The 16616-nt window shown below is 41.5% G+C and carries 13 protein-coding genes; 8 read left to right on the top strand and 5 right to left on the bottom strand.

The window, feature by feature from the left end; all coding sequences use genetic code 11:
* Window positions 1-18 precede the first annotated feature (18 nt).
* Genes DXC10_RS05440 through DXC10_RS16490 form a run of 3 tightly spaced genes read left to right on the top strand, consistent with a single transcriptional unit; the run spans window position 19 to window position 2857 of the window.
* The gene (locus tag DXC10_RS05440; RefSeq protein ID WP_101543014.1) at window positions 19-876 is read left to right on the top strand and encodes a family 16 glycosylhydrolase; all 858 of its coding nucleotides are present in this window, start codon (window positions 19-21) and stop codon (window positions 874-876) included.
* An 11-nt stretch (window positions 877-887) separates the two neighbouring features.
* Complete coding sequence (locus DXC10_RS05445; RefSeq protein ID WP_180949194.1) at window positions 888-2126, top strand: glycoside hydrolase family 88 protein; 1239 nt, start codon at window positions 888-890, stop codon at window positions 2124-2126.
* A gap of 11 nt (window positions 2127-2137) precedes the next feature.
* The gene (locus DXC10_RS16490) at window positions 2138-2857 is read left to right on the top strand and encodes a hypothetical protein (protein WP_147331296.1); all 720 of its coding nucleotides are present in this window, start codon (window positions 2138-2140) and stop codon (window positions 2855-2857) included.
* Between the two features lie 339 nt (window positions 2858-3196).
* Here DXC10_RS16490 and DXC10_RS05455 read toward each other — a convergent pair whose 3' ends face one another.
* Entirely contained in the window at window positions 3197-3871 is a 675-nt protein-coding gene (locus DXC10_RS05455; protein WP_101543016.1) for a rhomboid family intramembrane serine protease, read from the bottom strand.
* 174 nt (window positions 3872-4045) lie between these two features.
* On the opposite strand from DXC10_RS05455, the gene DXC10_RS05460 reads away from it, so the two are divergent.
* Genes DXC10_RS05460 through DXC10_RS05470 form a run of 3 tightly spaced genes read left to right on the top strand, consistent with a single transcriptional unit; the run spans window position 4046 to window position 8699 of the window.
* A complete protein-coding gene (locus DXC10_RS05460) occupies window positions 4046-5989 on the top strand; it encodes a glycogen debranching enzyme N-terminal domain-containing protein (protein WP_117737472.1) in 1944 nt (647 codons plus the stop codon).
* Between the two features lie 17 nt (window positions 5990-6006).
* On the top strand, window positions 6007-7275 hold the full coding sequence (locus DXC10_RS05465) for a glycosyltransferase family 4 protein (RefSeq protein WP_101543428.1): 1269 nt from the start codon (window positions 6007-6009) through the stop codon (window positions 7273-7275).
* A gap of 17 nt (window positions 7276-7292) precedes the next feature.
* On the top strand, window positions 7293-8699 hold the full coding sequence (locus tag DXC10_RS05470; protein WP_117737473.1) for a glycoside hydrolase family 57 protein: 1407 nt from the start codon (window positions 7293-7295) through the stop codon (window positions 8697-8699).
* An 85-nt stretch (window positions 8700-8784) separates the two neighbouring features.
* On the opposite strand, the gene DXC10_RS05475 is transcribed toward DXC10_RS05470, so the two are convergent.
* The gene (locus tag DXC10_RS05475) at window positions 8785-10344 is read right to left on the bottom strand and encodes a DUF4270 domain-containing protein (protein ID WP_117737474.1); all 1560 of its coding nucleotides are present in this window, start codon (window positions 10342-10344) and stop codon (window positions 8785-8787) included.
* Window positions 10345-10368: 24 nt separating this feature from the next.
* Window positions 10369-11190: a glycogen/starch synthase gene (locus DXC10_RS05480; RefSeq protein ID WP_101543020.1), complete on the bottom strand. Its 822-nt coding sequence runs from the start codon at window positions 11188-11190 to the stop codon at window positions 10369-10371.
* Between the two features lie 247 nt (window positions 11191-11437).
* Here DXC10_RS05480 and panC point away from each other — a divergent pair, with 247 nt between their 5' ends.
* Window positions 11438-12283, top strand: coding sequence for a pantoate--beta-alanine ligase (gene panC / locus DXC10_RS05485; RefSeq protein ID WP_101543021.1), 846 nt, complete (start codon window positions 11438-11440; stop codon window positions 12281-12283).
* Between the two features lie 24 nt (window positions 12284-12307).
* The gene (panD, locus tag DXC10_RS05490; protein ID WP_101543022.1) at window positions 12308-12661 is read left to right on the top strand and encodes an aspartate 1-decarboxylase; all 354 of its coding nucleotides are present in this window, start codon (window positions 12308-12310) and stop codon (window positions 12659-12661) included.
* A 98-nt stretch (window positions 12662-12759) separates the two neighbouring features.
* Here panD and DXC10_RS05495 read toward each other — a convergent pair whose 3' ends face one another.
* Together DXC10_RS05495 and serS are read right to left on the bottom strand one after the other, a co-directional pair.
* A complete protein-coding gene (locus DXC10_RS05495; RefSeq protein ID WP_117737475.1) occupies window positions 12760-15072 on the bottom strand; it encodes a bifunctional dihydroorotate dehydrogenase B NAD binding subunit/NADPH-dependent glutamate synthase in 2313 nt (770 codons plus the stop codon).
* Window positions 15073-15303: 231 nt separating this feature from the next.
* Complete coding sequence (serS, locus tag DXC10_RS05500; RefSeq protein ID WP_101543024.1) at window positions 15304-16578, bottom strand: serine--tRNA ligase; 1275 nt, start codon at window positions 16576-16578, stop codon at window positions 15304-15306.
* Window positions 16579-16616: the final 38 nt, after the last annotated feature.

Raw genomic sequence — 16616 nt, forward strand, 5'->3', positions numbered from 1 at the left:
TTAATTTGATTATTATTTATGAAGTTATTTTGGAGTACACTCTTTATAGGATGTTGTATAGTTATTTCTTGTGGAAACGATACTCACGGAGAGGAAGCGTCGGCTACTTCCCCTTGGGTGGATGTGGATACTCCTTCGGATGCTCTTCCCGTCAATACTCTGATCGGTAAAGGGTGGAAGTTGGCTTTCAGCGATGAGTTCAATGACAACAGAGTCGATTTCAATAAATGGGTAATTAAGGATGAATCGAGAGGTTCGCGTCCGAACTTAGGTATTAAGGAATGGTTTTTCAAACCGGAGAATGTGGTAGAGGCTGATGGAGACTTGGTCTTGAAAGTGACAAAGGTAGGTGAAGATGTGATGCATTGCAGTTCCGTCTATTCCAATGGAAAGTATTACATGAAATATGGTTATGCAGAAGCGCGGATTAAATTGGCGGACATGAACTCGGCGGCTCTGACTGCCTTTTGGTTGCAAAGCAATTCAATGAGTAAAGTCGATGGTACAGGTAATGACGGTGCTGAAATTGATGTCTTCGAGTCTGCGTATCTGGCAGATGAGGTGATTTCTACTATCCATATAGACGGTTATGGTGCCGACCATCAAGAGAAGAACTTCCGCTATGCTACTCCCGGTGTGTTTCAAGGATATCATGTGTGGGGTGTTTTATGGAATGAGAAGAGTGTAAAGATATACTATGACGGAGAATTTATGGCTGAGTTTGATGAAAAGTGGGTTCCTCGGGTGGAAGAATTTCTTTATTTATCCACAGTGGCAACTTTTAGCGGTCAGGGTGACTTTAAGGGAAAGCCTGCTGACTCTTGGCTAAGTGAAGCCCGTTTTGATTATGTTCGGGTATGGACTAATGATAAATAATGAAAGAAATTATGAGAATAAGATTGATGAGCATTGTATGCTTGGGGGCATTCCTTTTTTCGTGTAAGGGGAACAAGCAAGAAGCCGATTTCGTAGTGAATGGCTTTGCAAGGGCGGAGCAACAGTTATCCGCACAATTGAGTGAACTTCCCGAACCTACCGGGTATCCCCGTACAATAGATCGTAATGGAAACTTGAGGGTTACCCATAAAAATGATTGGACCGAAGGTTTCTATCCGGGATGTCTATGGTATATGTATGAGTATGAGGACGACAAAAAATGGAAGGATGCCGCCGTGAAATGGACGGAAGCGCTTGAATCCTTGAAGACACAAACCAATCATCATGATATAGGCTTTTTAATGTATTGTAGTTTTGGAAATGGTTATAGATTGACAGGTAATGAGGCATACAAAGAGATTTTGTTGGAATCTGCCCGTTCGTTATGTACCCGTTTCAATGAAAAGATAGGTTGCATCGAGTCATGGAATTACCGGAAGGCTTGGAACGGAAAGGATGAGTGGTTTTACCCGGTGATTATAGATAATATGATGAACCTGGAGTTGCTCTATTTTGCTTCCAAGGTAACCGGTGATTCTATTTATGCCAGGATTGCCAACAAGCATGCTGAAACGACAGCCCTTAACCATTTCCGTAAAGACTACAGTACCTATCATGTGGTTAATTATGACGAAACAACTGGCAGAGTGCTTCACCAGGCCACTTGTCAGGGATTTTCTGATAATTCAACATGGGCGCGCGGACAGGCATGGGCTATTTATGGTTATACAATGGCTTATCGTGAGACTCAAAGACATGATTTCCTGAATATGGCGATACATGCCGCCGACTTCTGGTTGAACCATCCTAATTTACCCGAAGACGGAGTACCATATTGGGATTTTAATGCCGGTCAAGACGGTTATGTACCCGATTGGAATTATGATCCGCAGGCTTTCAAGATAATTCCCCGTGATGCATCGGCAGCGGCAATTGCAGCTTCTGCATTCTTGGAATTGGCAGATTATGTGGACGGCGGAGGAAAGTATGAACAAGCTGCAGAACACATATTGAAAAGTTTGTCTTCTCCGGCATACTTGGCGGAACCAGGTACAAATTGCAACTTTGTTTTGATGCACAGTGTAGGAAGCATCCCTCATTCAAGTGAGATAGATGTTCCTTTGGTATATGCGGATTATTATTATCTGGAAGCACTGTTGAGGTATAATAATAGAAAGAATAAGAGGTAATCAGATTGACGATGCATCGTATCTGGAGAAAATTATCAAAAATAGTATTTCTGTTGCTGTTTGTAAATGTAATAGAACATGTTTGCGCTCAAAATGGCAGATTGTTTTTTTCTGTTTATTCCGACTATCTGTCTAAAGTATATGATATCTCATGGAAACGTCCGAAAGGATTTACGGATTTACATACATCTATCTATTGGAGTCCATGTGGAAAAAAATCTTCTACTCTAAGCTACAATTTCATTTTCAGATCGAAAGATGCCGATTGTATGATTATGTATCCGGAAATAGGACTTACCTATTTTCCTAAGAATAAAATTAAAATGATAAATATCAAGCGGTTGATATATGGAGATTTGGGATGTATAGGAAAAGACGGTATATTGCAGGAGAGTGCTGTTCGTGAATTCGAGGAGCGTGTCATTATCTTGAGTAGTGACGACGCCAAGAAGTTCTTCAATGCCGACTCTGTTCATGTTTGCACAATTCCTTTGGAACAACCTTATCAGGGAAAGTATCCATATTGTACTGGAATCTACGTTTCCAAACAGAACCGTCCGGACATGTACTTTAAATGCTTCTTTACCAAGAGAGGGAAGCAAAAAGAAGATGAGTATTTGGGTAAGCTATATAAGGCTATCGGATATCGTAATGAGAATTGGACGTATGATGACGAAAAATATGTACAGGAAAACTATAAGTTATATTTGAAGAAGCGAAGTAATAAATAGAATATAGTATCAGTTTTCATTAGGCAATTATAATAGATTTAATAATTAGATTAACACTACAAGACTTCTAACCTTATTATCAAACACTGGATAGATTTGATAAACGAACATGGAGTGGGAGAGACCGTGAGGCCTTTCCCATTTTTGTCATTGATTGAGTCCGTTTCCCCTAATGGGAACACTCGTTTCCTATTGTGGGGAACGACAATTTCCCTTAATGGAAACGCTCGTTCCCTACCATGGAAACTGCCGTTTCTATCAATGGGAACTACCGTTTCTCTTAATGGGAACGGGAGTGTCCACTTATGGAGAACAGATTAATCTTAAAAGACAAATAGGCTATTCAACGTTATTGTCTCCTTTCAACCCATTATCGGACTCTTCTTTTCCGGAAGATTCGTTTTCATTGTTTTCTTCATCCTCTTCGTCTGCAAAAGGATCGGGACGTCGAGGCCCGTGTCCCATGAATGCCAGTGCGCAAAGGGTGCCGGCTATCGCTCCGCTGAGATGCCCTTCCCAGGAGGTGGTCACTTTGGCGAACTGTGGAAACATGTTCCACACCAATCCTCCATAAAGGAAAGTAATCAGAAGGGATATGGCTATGAGTGGAACATGTTTACGCAATAACCCGCTGAAAAACAGAAAAAACGCCAGCCCATAGATGATACCGCTTGCACCGATATGCCATCCGGGTTTGCCTATAAGAAAAGTAAGAAGCCCGCAACCTGTCCAGATGGTAAAAAAAATGTAAGGTGCGAGGTGACGGTAAAAGTAAAACAGGCACCAAGACAGAAAAAACAATGGGATTGTGTTGGCAAAAAGATGTCTGAAACTGCTATGGACAAGCGGGTGTGCAAAAATTCCGAACACTCCGCGCTTCTCCATAGGATATACTCCTAATCGGGTAAAATCCCAGTCCATACCTATTTCCATAAATTTCAGTATATATAAGATGAGGAGCAGAAAAAGCGGAATGACCGCTGCCAGAACTATTCGTTGAAGGTCATGCTTCATATATTGTACAAGGATTAATTATTTTCGCACAATGCTACGAATTATTTATTTGAAAAACGAAAAAAAACTGACTTTTTATTTTGCGTGTAGGCTTTAATTCGTATTTTTGGGCATCGCTACAGGGTTTGTAGCGCACAATGACCTGAATAATTAACCTTTAAATAATGCACAACTATGAGTTATTTACGATTTGACAAGACCCTGATGATTAATCTGGAAGAATCTTTGCCAAGGGAGATACTTCGGACTAATAAATCGGGTGCTTATCATTGTACAACAATTGTAGATTGTAACACACGCAAATATCACGGTTTGTTGGTGATACCTGTACCAAACCTGGATGATGAAAACCATGTGCTGCTGTCTTCTTTGGATGAAACGGTAATTCAGCACGGTGCGGAGTTTAATCTGGGATTACATAAGTATCAAGGAAATCATTTTAGTCCGAACGGACATAAATATATCCGCGAATTCGATTGTGAACAAATCCCGGCTACAACTTACCGTGTAGGAGGTGTTATCCTCCGTAAAGAGAAAATCTTTGTACATCATGAGAACCGGATTTTGATACGTTATACCTTGGTCGACGCTCATTCTGCAACAACCCTCCGGTTCCGGCCCTTCCTGGCTTTCCGCAGTGTACGCGAATATACGCACGAAAATGCTCAGGCAAGCCGTGATTATCAAGAAGTGGAAAATGGTATTAAGACGTGTATGTACCCCGGATATCCGGAACTTTTTATGCAGTTGAATAAAAAGAATGAGTTCCATTTTGAACCCAACTGGTATCGGGGCATCGAATATCCTAAAGAACAGGAACGCGGGTATGATTTCAATGAAGATCTGTATGTGCCCGGTTACTTTGAGGTAGATATCAAGAAAGGTGAAAGCATCGTCTTCTCTGCCGGTATTTCCGAAACTTCTCCACGCAAGTTGAAACAGACGTTTGAAGCGGAAGTGGCCGACCGGACACCGCGTGACAGCTTTTACCACTGTTTAAAAAATTCTGCGCATCAGTTCCACAACAAACAAGGTGAGGAGCATTATATACTTGCGGGATATCCCTGGTTTAAATGTCGTGCCCGTGACTTGTTTATCTCCCTGCCGGGTTTAACTCTGGCTGTAGACGAACAAGATGAGTTTGAAGATGTTATGAAAACAGCGGAAAAGGCTATACGTGATTTCATAGAAGACAAACCGGTAGGATATAAGATTTATGAAATGGAGCATCCTGATGTATTGCTATGGGCCGTATGGGCGTTGCAGCAGTATGCGAAGGAAACTTCCCGTAGCCAATGCCGCCTGAAATATGGCAAGTTGCTGGAAGATATCATGGATTATATTCGTGGTCGCAAACATGATAACCTTTTCTTGCATGAGAACGGTTTGCTTTATACCAATGGAACGGAGAAAGCCGTAACATGGATGAATTCTACAGCTAACGGGCGTCCGGTAATTCCTCGCACCGGATATATTGTAGAGGTGAATGCTCTGTGGTATAATGCTTTGCGCTTCGTTGCAGATATGGTACGTGAAGGTGAAAACACAATTCTTGCAGATGAACTGGATGCGCAGGCTGAGATTACCGGAAAATCATTTGTGGAGGTCTTCCGTAATGAATACGGTTATCTGTTTGACTATGTAGATGGTTATATGATGGATTGGAGTGTTCGTCCGAATATGATATTTGCCGTTGCTTTCGATTATTCCCCGTTGGATAGGGCACAGAAGAAGCAAGTGCTCGATATCGTGACGAAAGAATTGCTCACACCGAAAGGTTTGCGCACGTTGAGTCCTAAGAGTGGTGGATATAATCCGAATTATGTCGGTCCCCAAATTCAACGGGATTACGCTTATCATCAGGGTACGGCCTGGCCGTGGCTGATGGGATTTTATATGGAGGCCTATTTGCGTATTTATAAGATGAGCGGTATTTCTTTTGTAGAACGTTACTTGATTGGATTTGAAGATGAAATGACCAGTCACTGCATAAGTTCGCTTCCAGAACTGTTCGATGGCAATCCTCCTTTCAAAGGACGTGGGGCAGTGTCGTTTGCCATGAATATAGCAGAAATACTACGTATTTTGAAGTTGTTATCTAAGTATTATAATTCATAAGAGAGGAGGGAATGAAGATGAAAGTTTTAATGTTTGGATGGGAATTTCCTCCCAAAATATATGGTGGTCTTGCAGTTGCCTCTTACGGTATTACTAAAGGACTGAGTTTGCAGGGTGATATGGATATTACGTTTTGTATGCCCAAGCCTTGTGGAGATGAAGAAAAGTTCCTGAAGATAATCAGTATGAGCCAGGTACCTATCGTTTGGCGTGATCCTGATTATAATTATCTGCAATCGCGTTTGTGTAATTGCATGACGCCGGAAGACTATTATTCTCTGCGTGATCATATTTATGCTGATTTTTCTTATATGCACGTCAATGATCTTGGTTGTATGGAGTTTGCCGGTGGTTATCCGGGAAACCTGCATGAGGAAATTAATAATTTCTCTGTAGTTGCCGGGGTTGTGGCGCGCCAACAGGAGTTTGATATCATTCATGCTCACGACTGGTTGACGTATCCTGCCGGCGTACATGCCAAGATGGTGAGTGGTAAACCGCTCTGCATACATGTTCATGCTACAGATTTTGACCGTTCACGTGGAAAAGTCAATCCTACGGTTTACTCTATGGAGAAAAATGGTATGGATTATGCCGACTGCATTATGTGCGTATCCGAACTGACCCGCCGTACGGTTATCAATGAGTATCATCAGGATCCGAGAAAGGTGTTTGCCATGCATAACGCTGTTTATCCGCTTTCACAGGAATATCAGGATATTCCTCGTCCGGAACATTCTAAAGAGAAGGTAGTGACATTCCTTGGACGTATCACTATGCAGAAAGGACCGGAGTATTTTGTGGAAGCTGCTGCAATGGTGTTGCAACGTACACGTAATATCCGTTTTGTAATGGCGGGTTCGGGCGATATGCTCGACGCCATGATTAATTTGGCTGCTGAGAGAGGTATTGCCGATCGTTTCCATTTCCCGGGTTTTATGAAAGGTAAACAAGTATATGAAGTTTATAAGAATAGTGATGTATTCGTTATGCCTTCTGTCTCCGAACCTTTCGGTATTGCTCCACTGGAAGCTATGCAATGTGGAACTCCTTCGATCATATCTAAACAGTCGGGGTGTGGTGAGATCCTTGATAAGGTGATTAAGACCGATTATTGGGACATTCACGCTATGGCGGATGCTATCTACTCCATCTGTAACAATCCGTCTCTCTTCCATTATCTACAGGAGGAAGGTAAAAAAGAAGTGGATGGAATTACTTGGGAAAAAGTCGGTCTGAAAATCCGTGCCCTCTATGAGGATGTGTTAAGAAACTATGGTAAATAACAAAACAATAATTGAAAATGAGAACGATCTGTCTTTATTTTGAAATACATCAAATTATACATCTGAAACGTTATCGTTTCTTTGATATAGGTACTAATCATTATTATTATGATGATTATACCAACGAAACCAGCATCAATGAAGTTGCTGAACGTTCTTACATACCTGCTCTGAGTACGCTTATCGAGATGGTGAAGAATTCGGGAGGTGCGTTTAAAGTTGCTTTGTCAATTTCTGGTGTAGCATTGGAACAGCTTGAGATTCATGCTCCTGCTGTTGTTGACTTGTTGCATCAGCTGAACGATACGGGCTGTTGCGAATTCTTGGCTGAACCTTATTCTCACGGCCTTTCTTCTTTGGCTAACGAAGATTGTTTCAAGGAAGAAGTGATGCGTCAGAGTGCAAAGATGAAGCAAATGTTTGGCAAGGCTCCGAAGGTATTCCGTAACTCCAGTTTGATTTATAATGATGAAATTGGAGCTGTCGTGGCCAGTATGGGGTTCAAAGGTATGCTGACTGAAGGTGCCAAGCATGTGTTGGGTTGGAAGAGCCCGCATTATGTATATCATTGTAATATGAATTCTAATTTGAAGTTGTTGTTGCGCGATTTCAAGTTGTCCGATGATATCAGTTTGCGTTTCTCCAATTCTGAATGGAACGAATATCCTTTGTTTGCCGATAAGTATATCAGTTGGATTGATGCATTACCCCAGGAAGAACAGGTCATTAATATTTTTATGGAACTTTGTGCACTGGGTATGTCTCAGCCTTTGTCTTCCAATATCCTGGAGTTCTTGAAAGCATTGCCGGTATGTGCTAAGGAAAAGGGCATTACGTTCTCTACTCCGACAGAGATTGTTACGAAGTTGAAGTCGGTTTCTGCATTGGATGTGCCGTATCCGATGTCTTGGGTGGACGAAGAAAGAGATACCAGTTGTTGGTTGGGTAACGTAATGCAACGTGAAGCTTTCAATAAATTATATAGTGTGGCTGAACGTGTACATCTCTGCGATGACCGCCGTATCAAGCAAGACTGGGATTATTTGCAGGCAAGTAATAATTTCCGTTTCATGACGACCAAGAATAGTGGTGTAGGTTTAAATCGTGGCATTTATGAATCTCCTTACGATGCCTTTACTAATTATATGAATATTTTGGGTGATTTCATCAAACGGGTTGATTCTCTTTATCCGGTGGATATTGATAATGAAGAATTGAATGCTTTGTTGACTACTATCAAAAATCAGGGTGATGAAATCGAAGAGTTACATAAAGAACTGGAAAAGGCCCAGAGTAAGTTGGATAAAGAGAAGGTAACGGAAAAGAAAAAAGAAACTAAAGCACCGGCAAAGGCTACTGTTGCAAAGAAACCTGCAACGAAGAAGCCGGTAGCAAAGAAACAGGCTGCAAAGAAAGAGGCATAAGAAAGTCGTGATTATGCAATAAAAAAGTCTCCCGCTCCATTTTTAAGGGCGGGAGACTTTTTTATTGATGATGAGGATATGAGAATTATTTGTTGAAACTTGTATAGGTAACTTCTAGTTCCAGATAACTACCCCCTTTTTCCGGATTTCCTCCTTGTAATTTGGTGTAAGCGGGTTTTAAATCATTTTGAATTCCAGTCATTGTTGGATTACTTTGGTTGGATGTATCGTAAGTTACACTGACAGGAACAAGCAATACTTTATCCCAATCCTCATTTTCCACTGCCCATACTTCTTTTTCCCACTTCTCTTCGTCCCAAGCGGCACCGGCTTTTTCTTTTGCTGTTTGTTTAGCTGCTTTCTTTTCGTTGATACAGGTTGTTACTAAACGGGCAATATTCCTAAACGTATATTGGTTGGTTGCAACATTATTGTGAGTAGCAATAAATGAAGTTATATTGTCTGTGAGCTTATTATCCTCAAAGAAGGTAGCTAAATCTTTCTTGCGGAGTAATAGGACAGTTTCCGGGGCACTCATACTAAACTTATTACTGGTTTCTTGATTGTAATTAGTGAAAGTCAGTTTCACGGCATTAAGCGTGTCGTTCGTAAGTGCATCATGTATCTGATCGTAAGGCATGGTAGCTTGCGTGAATATTCCGGCAGGAGATTTAAGATAAGTATGCCCCTCTTCCTTTATTCGTTCCTCAAGTAAATCTGAATTTTTAAATTGATTGGCTTGAATTACTTCTTTTGTGGAAGCAAATACAGTAGCCATACTATAATATAACGAATCCGTTCCGTCTTTTTTCAGAAGTTTTGCACCGGAGTCGTCTACATAGTGAAAACGGAATTGCATCTGCAAAGCTACTTGATCTACATAAAGGATTGTTCCGTCACCATAATCGGTTTTGATATATACACCTTTCAATACGTTGTTGATAAAAGCCTCCGAATTGGCAAAATATTCAGGATGCTTTCTGCTCAGATGTAATATCTCATTGCCGTATACGGTATCTAATGGAAGTGTGATATTAGGGTAGAAAATCTTATTCTTGTTTGAATCTGTCGCATTTCTTACGGAGTCGGGCACGGACGTGTCGTATGCCGTATATGCTTTATGCAGATTGAAATAACCCGTTTTAAAATTAGGCTTGACTTCTTTGTTGCCGTAATATTCTGTCGGGTCAATATCGGTATAACGATTTTTATCAAGTTTACTATCCAGTTCATATACGCCAATTCTACATGCATTCAGCGAATCTCCAAACCAGGTTGAATAGTAAATTGCCAATTGGATGGAAACGACTGTATCACCGGCCATGATACCCGTATGAGTCTTGTCATTATATACTTCCGGAAATGTGAAGTTGTCCGTACAGTTCAACTCAGTAAGGAAACTGGCTTCGTAATTGCCAAACTTATCAGCAGAAGTATCGGTGAACTTTCCTACATAACCGGTACTCGTTTTGGCATAGACTCTCCCTGCGGGATAGGAGTTGGTTATTACATTAAAAGTTGTAGTTTCCGCTTTAATACCATCTGAATCGGGTAACATACCCATGCCCAGTGTTCCGGTGTTGTCATCACAACTAAAGAGAGTCAGGAATGCCAAAAGCAATATTCCCAGATATCTTACTTTCATAATTTTTTGTCTTGAATCAATTTATTATTGTTCTATTTCCCCAATCTTGTCGTAGAAGTCGTTGCAGGCATCTGCGAAATTCTCGGGAGATTGATAATCCAAAATTAATTTTCCTGATTTGCGGGCGTATTCCAGGACTTCTTCGTTGATATGTTCGCTTTGCTGAATTACACCGTCAGAGAAGTCAATAGCTAGTTTGCAGAGAGCGGTATAGTTAATCGGTTCTTTCAAATTGGCAATATCTTTCTTGGTAATACCTTTCAGCATCAATTTACTGGTAAAATCAGGATGGAAAGATTGCTTGAAATCATTATCGTAGAGCGAAAAGATAACTTTTGCATCTCTGAAAGAAGGTTCATCTTTATAGGCTTTCTTGATGTACAAGGGGGCTAAAGCCGTCATCCAACCATGGCAGTGGATAACATCCGGACACCAACGGAGTTTTTTTACCGTTTCCAGAACGCCACGAGCGTAGAAGATGGCACGCGCGTCATTGTCTTCATATTCAACACCATTTTCATCGGTAACCTGCAGGCGGTTCTGGAAATAGTCATCATTATCAATGAAATAGACCTGCATACGTGCAGATTGAATGGAAGCTACTTTAATAATCAGCGGGTGGTCGGTATCATCGATGATAAGATTCATGCCGGAGAGACGTATCACTTCATGCAGCTGGTTTCTGCGTTCATTGATGTTTCCCCATTTGGGCATAAATGTTCTGATTTCTCTGCCTTTTTCTTGAATTGCCTGAGGCAGATTTCTGCCCACAAGGGACATTTCGGTTTCTGAAACGTAAGGGGTAATTTCTTGTGTTATAAATAATACCTTGTTCGCTTTTGTCATAATAACAATGTTCTCAATTATTCTGCAAAGATATAAAAAAAATCGGGCAATAAAGCAAGCAGACCTTGCTTATAATTCCTTATGAATTGTTAACCGCTTGTTTATCAGGTATAAATGAGGAAGGGCGATTACTTTCGCAAGTACTAACTTTTGCATAAATTTATGATATTTCTTCTTTATATGGTAAATAATGGTTTATTTTGCACCGCTTTTGCAAATAACTAAGTTATTATACAACCAATTTAAAATGAAAATAGTACATACTATCAAGGACTTGCAGGCCGGACTTTCGACTTTGAGAGCCCAGGGTAAAAAGGTAGGTCTGGTACCTACGATGGGAGCCTTGCATGCCGGTCATGCCTCATTGGTGAAACGTTGTGTGGCAGAGAATGACGTCGCTGTGGTAAGTGTTTTTGTAAACCCGACTCAGTTTAATGACAAGAATGATTTGGTGAAGTATCCTCGTACATTGGAAGCTGATTGCCGTTTATTGGAAGAATGTGGAACCGCTTTTGTCTTTGCGCCTTCTGCTGAGGAGATGTATCCGGAACCGGATACCAGACAGTTCAGTTACGCTCCGTTAGATACAGTGATGGAGGGAATATTTCGTCCCGGACATTTCAATGGAGTTTGCCAGATTGTGAGTAAACTGTTTGATGCGGTGCGTCCCGATCGCGCATATTTCGGAGAGAAGGATTTTCAACAATTGGCTATTATCCGTGAAATGGTTCGCCAGATGAAATTTCCTTTGGAGATTGTGGGTTGTCCTATTGTTCGTGAGAAAGATGGTTTGGCTTTGAGTAGCCGCAATGCCCTTTTGTCTACTGAAGAACGTAAAAATGCTTTAAAAATATCGCAGACTTTATTTGAAAGTCGTACCTTTGCGACTTCGCATACGGTGGCTGAGACACAGAAGTTTGTGGAAGATGCCATTGCGGCCGCTCCCGGTTTGCGATTGGAGTATTTCGAATTGGTGGATGGCAATACTTTGCAGAGAATTGCCAATTGGGAAGATACTACTTATGCTGTGGGATGTATCACGGTGTTCTGTGGAGATGTTCGTTTGATTGATAATATCAAATACAAAGAATAATAACCCTCAAAAAGAGCTAATCTTATGATGATTGAAGTGTTGAAGTCGAAAATTCACTGTGCCCGCGTCACGGAAGCTAACCTGAATTATATGGGTAGCATCACGATTGATGAGGATTTGATGGATGCAGCCAATATGATTGCCGGTGAAAAGGTTTACATTGCCGACAATAATAATGGCGAACGTTTTGAAACATATATAATTAAAGGTGAACGCGGTTCGGGTAAGATTTGTTTGAATGGTGCTGCGGCTCGTAAGGTTCAACCGGATGATATCGTTATTATCATGTCTTATGCATTGATGGATTTTGAAGAAGCCAAATCGTTTAAACCGACAGTGATTTTCCCAGATCCGGTAACAAATAAGGTGGTGAAGTAAAGTCTTTGGAGAAATATACAAAAAAGAAACCCCGTCTGTACAAGAGTGTAGCAGGCGGGGTTTTTGTTTGTATAGAGGGGGATATACGCTTTTGTTGTTTATTTCTTTAATTGCTTATTCATTGCGGCAGCAGCTTTTCGTCCGTCACCCATGGCAAGGATTACAGTTGCGCCACCACGGACAATGTCACCACCTGCATAAATTGTCGGAATGGATGATTGCATATTGTCGTTCACGGCAATTGTTCCTTTACGCCCTAACTCCAGACCTTTAATAGAACTTGGTACAATCGGGTTGGGTGATACGCCTACGCTGACAATGGCAAGATCGATATCAACAGTTTCAGTTGCTCCCGGGATAGGCACAGGACTACGGCGTCCGGATGCATCCGGTTCGCCAAGTTTCATTTTTTGTAAAACGACTTGTTTTACTTTCCCTTGTTCATCCGCAATGTATTCTATCGGATTATGCAGTGTCAGGAACTCTACACCTTCCTCTTTAGCATGTTTTACTTCTTCGATTCGTGCTGGCATTTCTTCTTCTGAACGGCGGTAGATAATCATGGCACGTTCTGCACCGAGACGTCGTGCAGTACGTACGGAGTCCATTGCTGTGTTACCGCCACCGATAACAGCTACACGTCTTCCGAAGGGAACGGGAGTGTCAGAGTCTTCGCTGGCGGCATCCATCAGATTGACACGTGTCAGATATTCGTTGGAAGACAGGATGTTTATGGAATTCTCGCCGGGAATATTCATAAAATTAGGTAATCCTGCGCCTGAAGCGACAAAAACACCTTTGAAATCTTCTTCTTCAAGTTGTTCCACACTCACTGTTTTGCCGATGATACAATCCTTGACGAACTTTACACCCATTTGGGCGAGATTATTGATTTCAACGTCTACAATCTTATTGGGCAAACGGAATTCGGGAATACCGTATTTCAGAACACCGCCGATTTCGTGCAATGCCTCGAATACGGTAACATCATATCCATATTTTGCCATATCTCCGGCAAAAGACAGACCGGCAGGTCCTGAACCGACTACAGCTACTTTGATACCATTTTTCTCCTTGATTTCCGGTATGGAGATTTGTCCGCTTTCCCGTTCATAATCGGCAGCGAAACGTTCCAGATAACCGATAGCTACCGGTTTTTCGTTCATCTTCAGATGGATACATTTAGATTCGCACTGCTTCTCTTGCGGGCAAACACGACCACAAACAGCAGGCAATGCACTTGTCTCTTTCAGTGTTTGGGCTGCTTTAAGGAACTCGCCACGTTCGATGTTTTTGATAAAGCGAGGAATATCAATACCGACAGGGCATCCTTCCATACAACCTGGGTTGGCGCAATCCAAACAACGTTTGGCTTCTGTTAAGGCCTGTTCTTCTGTCAATCCTTGATTTACTTCTTCTTTACGACTGTGTGAGCGATATTCTGCATCCAGTTCGTTCATTTCAACACGGGGTATAGCCGTACGTTCTTTGGGTTTCATTGATTTGCGTAACTCTTGACGCCAGGTTGCATTGCGGCTTTTGTCGTCAATAGTTTGCAGCGCTTCTCCGGTAATCTGGCAGGTAGATTGTGGCTCTTCTTCCAGTTTGTGCATTTCTTCACGCTCGATGCTCTTGAAAGCTCCCATACGTTTTAACATTTCGTCAAAATCAACCTGATGTCCGTCAAATTCAGGACCATCCACACAAACAAACTTGGTCTTTCCACCTACGGTGATACGACAGGCGCCACACATCCCCGTACCGTCTACCATGATTGTATTCAGTGATACTTCTGTAGGAATTTCATATTTCTTAGTTAGTAAACAAACGAACTTCATCATAATGGCAGGGCCGATAGCGAAACATTTATCAACCTTTTCGCGTTTGATAACGTCTTCTATACCTTCGGTTACTAAACCTTTACGGCCGTAAGAACCGTCATCGGTCATGATGATTACCTCGTCAGAACTTTCACGCATTTCTTTTTCAAGGATAATCAGTTCCTTGTTCCGGCCTGCCAATACTGTGATTACCCGATTGCCGGCAGCTTTTAATGCTTGTACGATAGGAAGCATCGGTGCCACGCCTACACCACCTCCGGCACAAACTACGGTTCCGAAGTTTTCGATATGCGTAGCTTGTCCCAGCGGACCAACAACGTCTGTTATGTAATCACCCTCATTCAGCTCACATAGACGGGTAGATGACAATCCTACTTCTTGAACAACCAAAGTGATAGTTCCTTTTACCGAGTCGGCAGCTGCAATTGTCAACGGCATACGTTCACCTTTTTCGCCTACACGTACGATGACAAAGTGTCCTGCTTTGCGTGATTTGGCGATTAGCGGTGCTTCAATTACTAATTTAAAGACCTTTTCTGAAAAATGTTCTTTGTTAATGATTTTATTCATTATCTAATAATTTTGTTGGTATAATTACGTTATTTCTTTCAGATTGATAGATTTTGCAAAGATACGGCTTATTTGGTAATAACAAAAAATGTGAAGGGAAAAAGAATGGGTCGGGGAGGAATGTAGTAATAAAATAAAACGCGAACTATACAAAATTTACAGACTTCTTTTATTAAGACTGTATTTTTATTTTGTATAACTCGCGTCTAAAATATGACAGGTTGAATTCTTCTAATCAATCATTTCAAATCCCATATATGGAACTAATGCTTTCGGGATACGGATACCTTCCGGAGTTTGATTGTTTTCAAGCAACGCGGCTACGATACGTGGCAGAGCTAATGCAGAACCATTCAATGTGTGGCAAAGTTCTGTTTTCTTTTCTGCTGTACGATAACGACATTTCAGACGGTTAGCTTGATAAGTATCGAAATTGGATACGGAGCTAACTTCTAACCAGCGTTTCTGAGCTTCGGAATAAACCTCAAAGTCGAAACAAAGGGCTGCAGTGAAACTCATATCACCACCACAAAGGCGGAGGATACGGTAGGGTAATTCTAATTTCTGGAGCAAACCCTCAACATGGTCAAGCATTTCCTGATGGGATTGTTTGGAATGTTCCGGTTTGTCGATACGTACTAATTCTACTTTGGAAAATTCGTGCAGACGGTTCAATCCGCGTACATCTTTTCCGTAAGAGCCTGCTTCACGACGGAAACATTGAGTGTATGCACAGTTCTTGATCGGCAATTGCTTTTCGTCCAAGATTACATCACGATATATGTTGGTAACAGGAACTTCTGCGGTCGGAATTAAATATAGGTCGTCTACTTCGCAATGATACATCTGGCCTTCTTTGTCAGGAAGCTGGCCTGTACCATAACCGGAAGCTGCATTTACTACGGTAGGCGGCATAATTTCCGTGTAACCGGATTTACGAGCCTCGTCCAGAAAGAAGTTGATGAGTGCACGTTGTAACTGTGCCCCTTTACCTTTATAAACAGGAAAACCTGCCCCTGTAATTTTTACACCTAGGTCAAAGTCTATCAGATCATATTTCTTGGCCAACTCCCAATGGGGTAACGCATCTTTGGGAAGTTCTGTTTCCATACCTCCCATTTTCTCTATGACATTGTCTTCCGCACCGATACCTTCGGGTACACTGTCGTATGGAATATTAGGGATGGTATAAAGCAAGTTCTGTAAATCGGTTGCAGCTCCATCCATTTCGGTTTGCAAAGTTTTATTGCTCTCTTTCAGTTCGGCAACACGATTTTTGGCAACTTCTGCCTCTTCTTTCTTGCCTTCTTTCATTAACTGTCCTATGGATTTGGAAAGTACGTTTACCTCCGATAGATTTTTATCTAAGATTGTTTGAGTATTGCGTCTTTTATTGTTAGTTTCCAGCACTTTTTCAATGGTTTCCTGAGCATTCTTGAAGTGCTTTTTCTCCAGTCCGCGAATTACCGCGTCGGTGTTTTCTGTAATTTGTTTGATGGTAAGCATATCTTATACTTGTTTTTTATAATACTCCGTTTTGCGAC

This window comes from Bacteroides sp. OM08-11 (genome assembly GCF_003438665.1).
GTDB lineage: Bacteria > Bacteroidota > Bacteroidia > Bacteroidales > Bacteroidaceae > Bacteroides > Bacteroides cutis.

Coding starts and splice junctions, on each gene's coding strand:
- DXC10_RS05440 (WP_101543014.1), top strand. CDS start 19: ATGAAGTTATTTTGGAGTACACTCTTTATAGGATGTTGTATAGTTATT.
- DXC10_RS05445 (WP_180949194.1), top strand. CDS start 888: ATGAGAATAAGATTGATGAGCATTGTATGCTTGGGGGCATTCCTTTTT.
- DXC10_RS16490 (WP_147331296.1), top strand. CDS start 2,138: ATGCATCGTATCTGGAGAAAATTATCAAAAATAGTATTTCTGTTGCTG.
- DXC10_RS05455 (WP_101543016.1), bottom strand. CDS start 3,871: ATGAAGCATGACCTTCAACGAATAGTTCTGGCAGCGGTCATTCCGCTT.
- DXC10_RS05460 (WP_117737472.1), top strand. CDS start 4,046: ATGAGTTATTTACGATTTGACAAGACCCTGATGATTAATCTGGAAGAA.
- DXC10_RS05465 (WP_101543428.1), top strand. CDS start 6,007: ATGAAAGTTTTAATGTTTGGATGGGAATTTCCTCCCAAAATATATGGT.
- DXC10_RS05470 (WP_117737473.1), top strand. CDS start 7,293: ATGAGAACGATCTGTCTTTATTTTGAAATACATCAAATTATACATCTG.
- DXC10_RS05475 (WP_117737474.1), bottom strand. CDS start 10,344: ATGAAAGTAAGATATCTGGGAATATTGCTTTTGGCATTCCTGACTCTC.
- DXC10_RS05480 (WP_101543020.1), bottom strand. CDS start 11,190: ATGACAAAAGCGAACAAGGTATTATTTATAACACAAGAAATTACCCCT.
- panC (WP_101543021.1), top strand. CDS start 11,438: ATGAAAATAGTACATACTATCAAGGACTTGCAGGCCGGACTTTCGACT.
- panD (WP_101543022.1), top strand. CDS start 12,308: ATGATGATTGAAGTGTTGAAGTCGAAAATTCACTGTGCCCGCGTCACG.
- DXC10_RS05495 (WP_117737475.1), bottom strand. CDS start 15,072: ATGAATAAAATCATTAACAAAGAACATTTTTCAGAAAAGGTCTTTAAA.
- serS (WP_101543024.1), bottom strand. CDS start 16,578: ATGCTTACCATCAAACAAATTACAGAAAACACCGACGCGGTAATTCGC.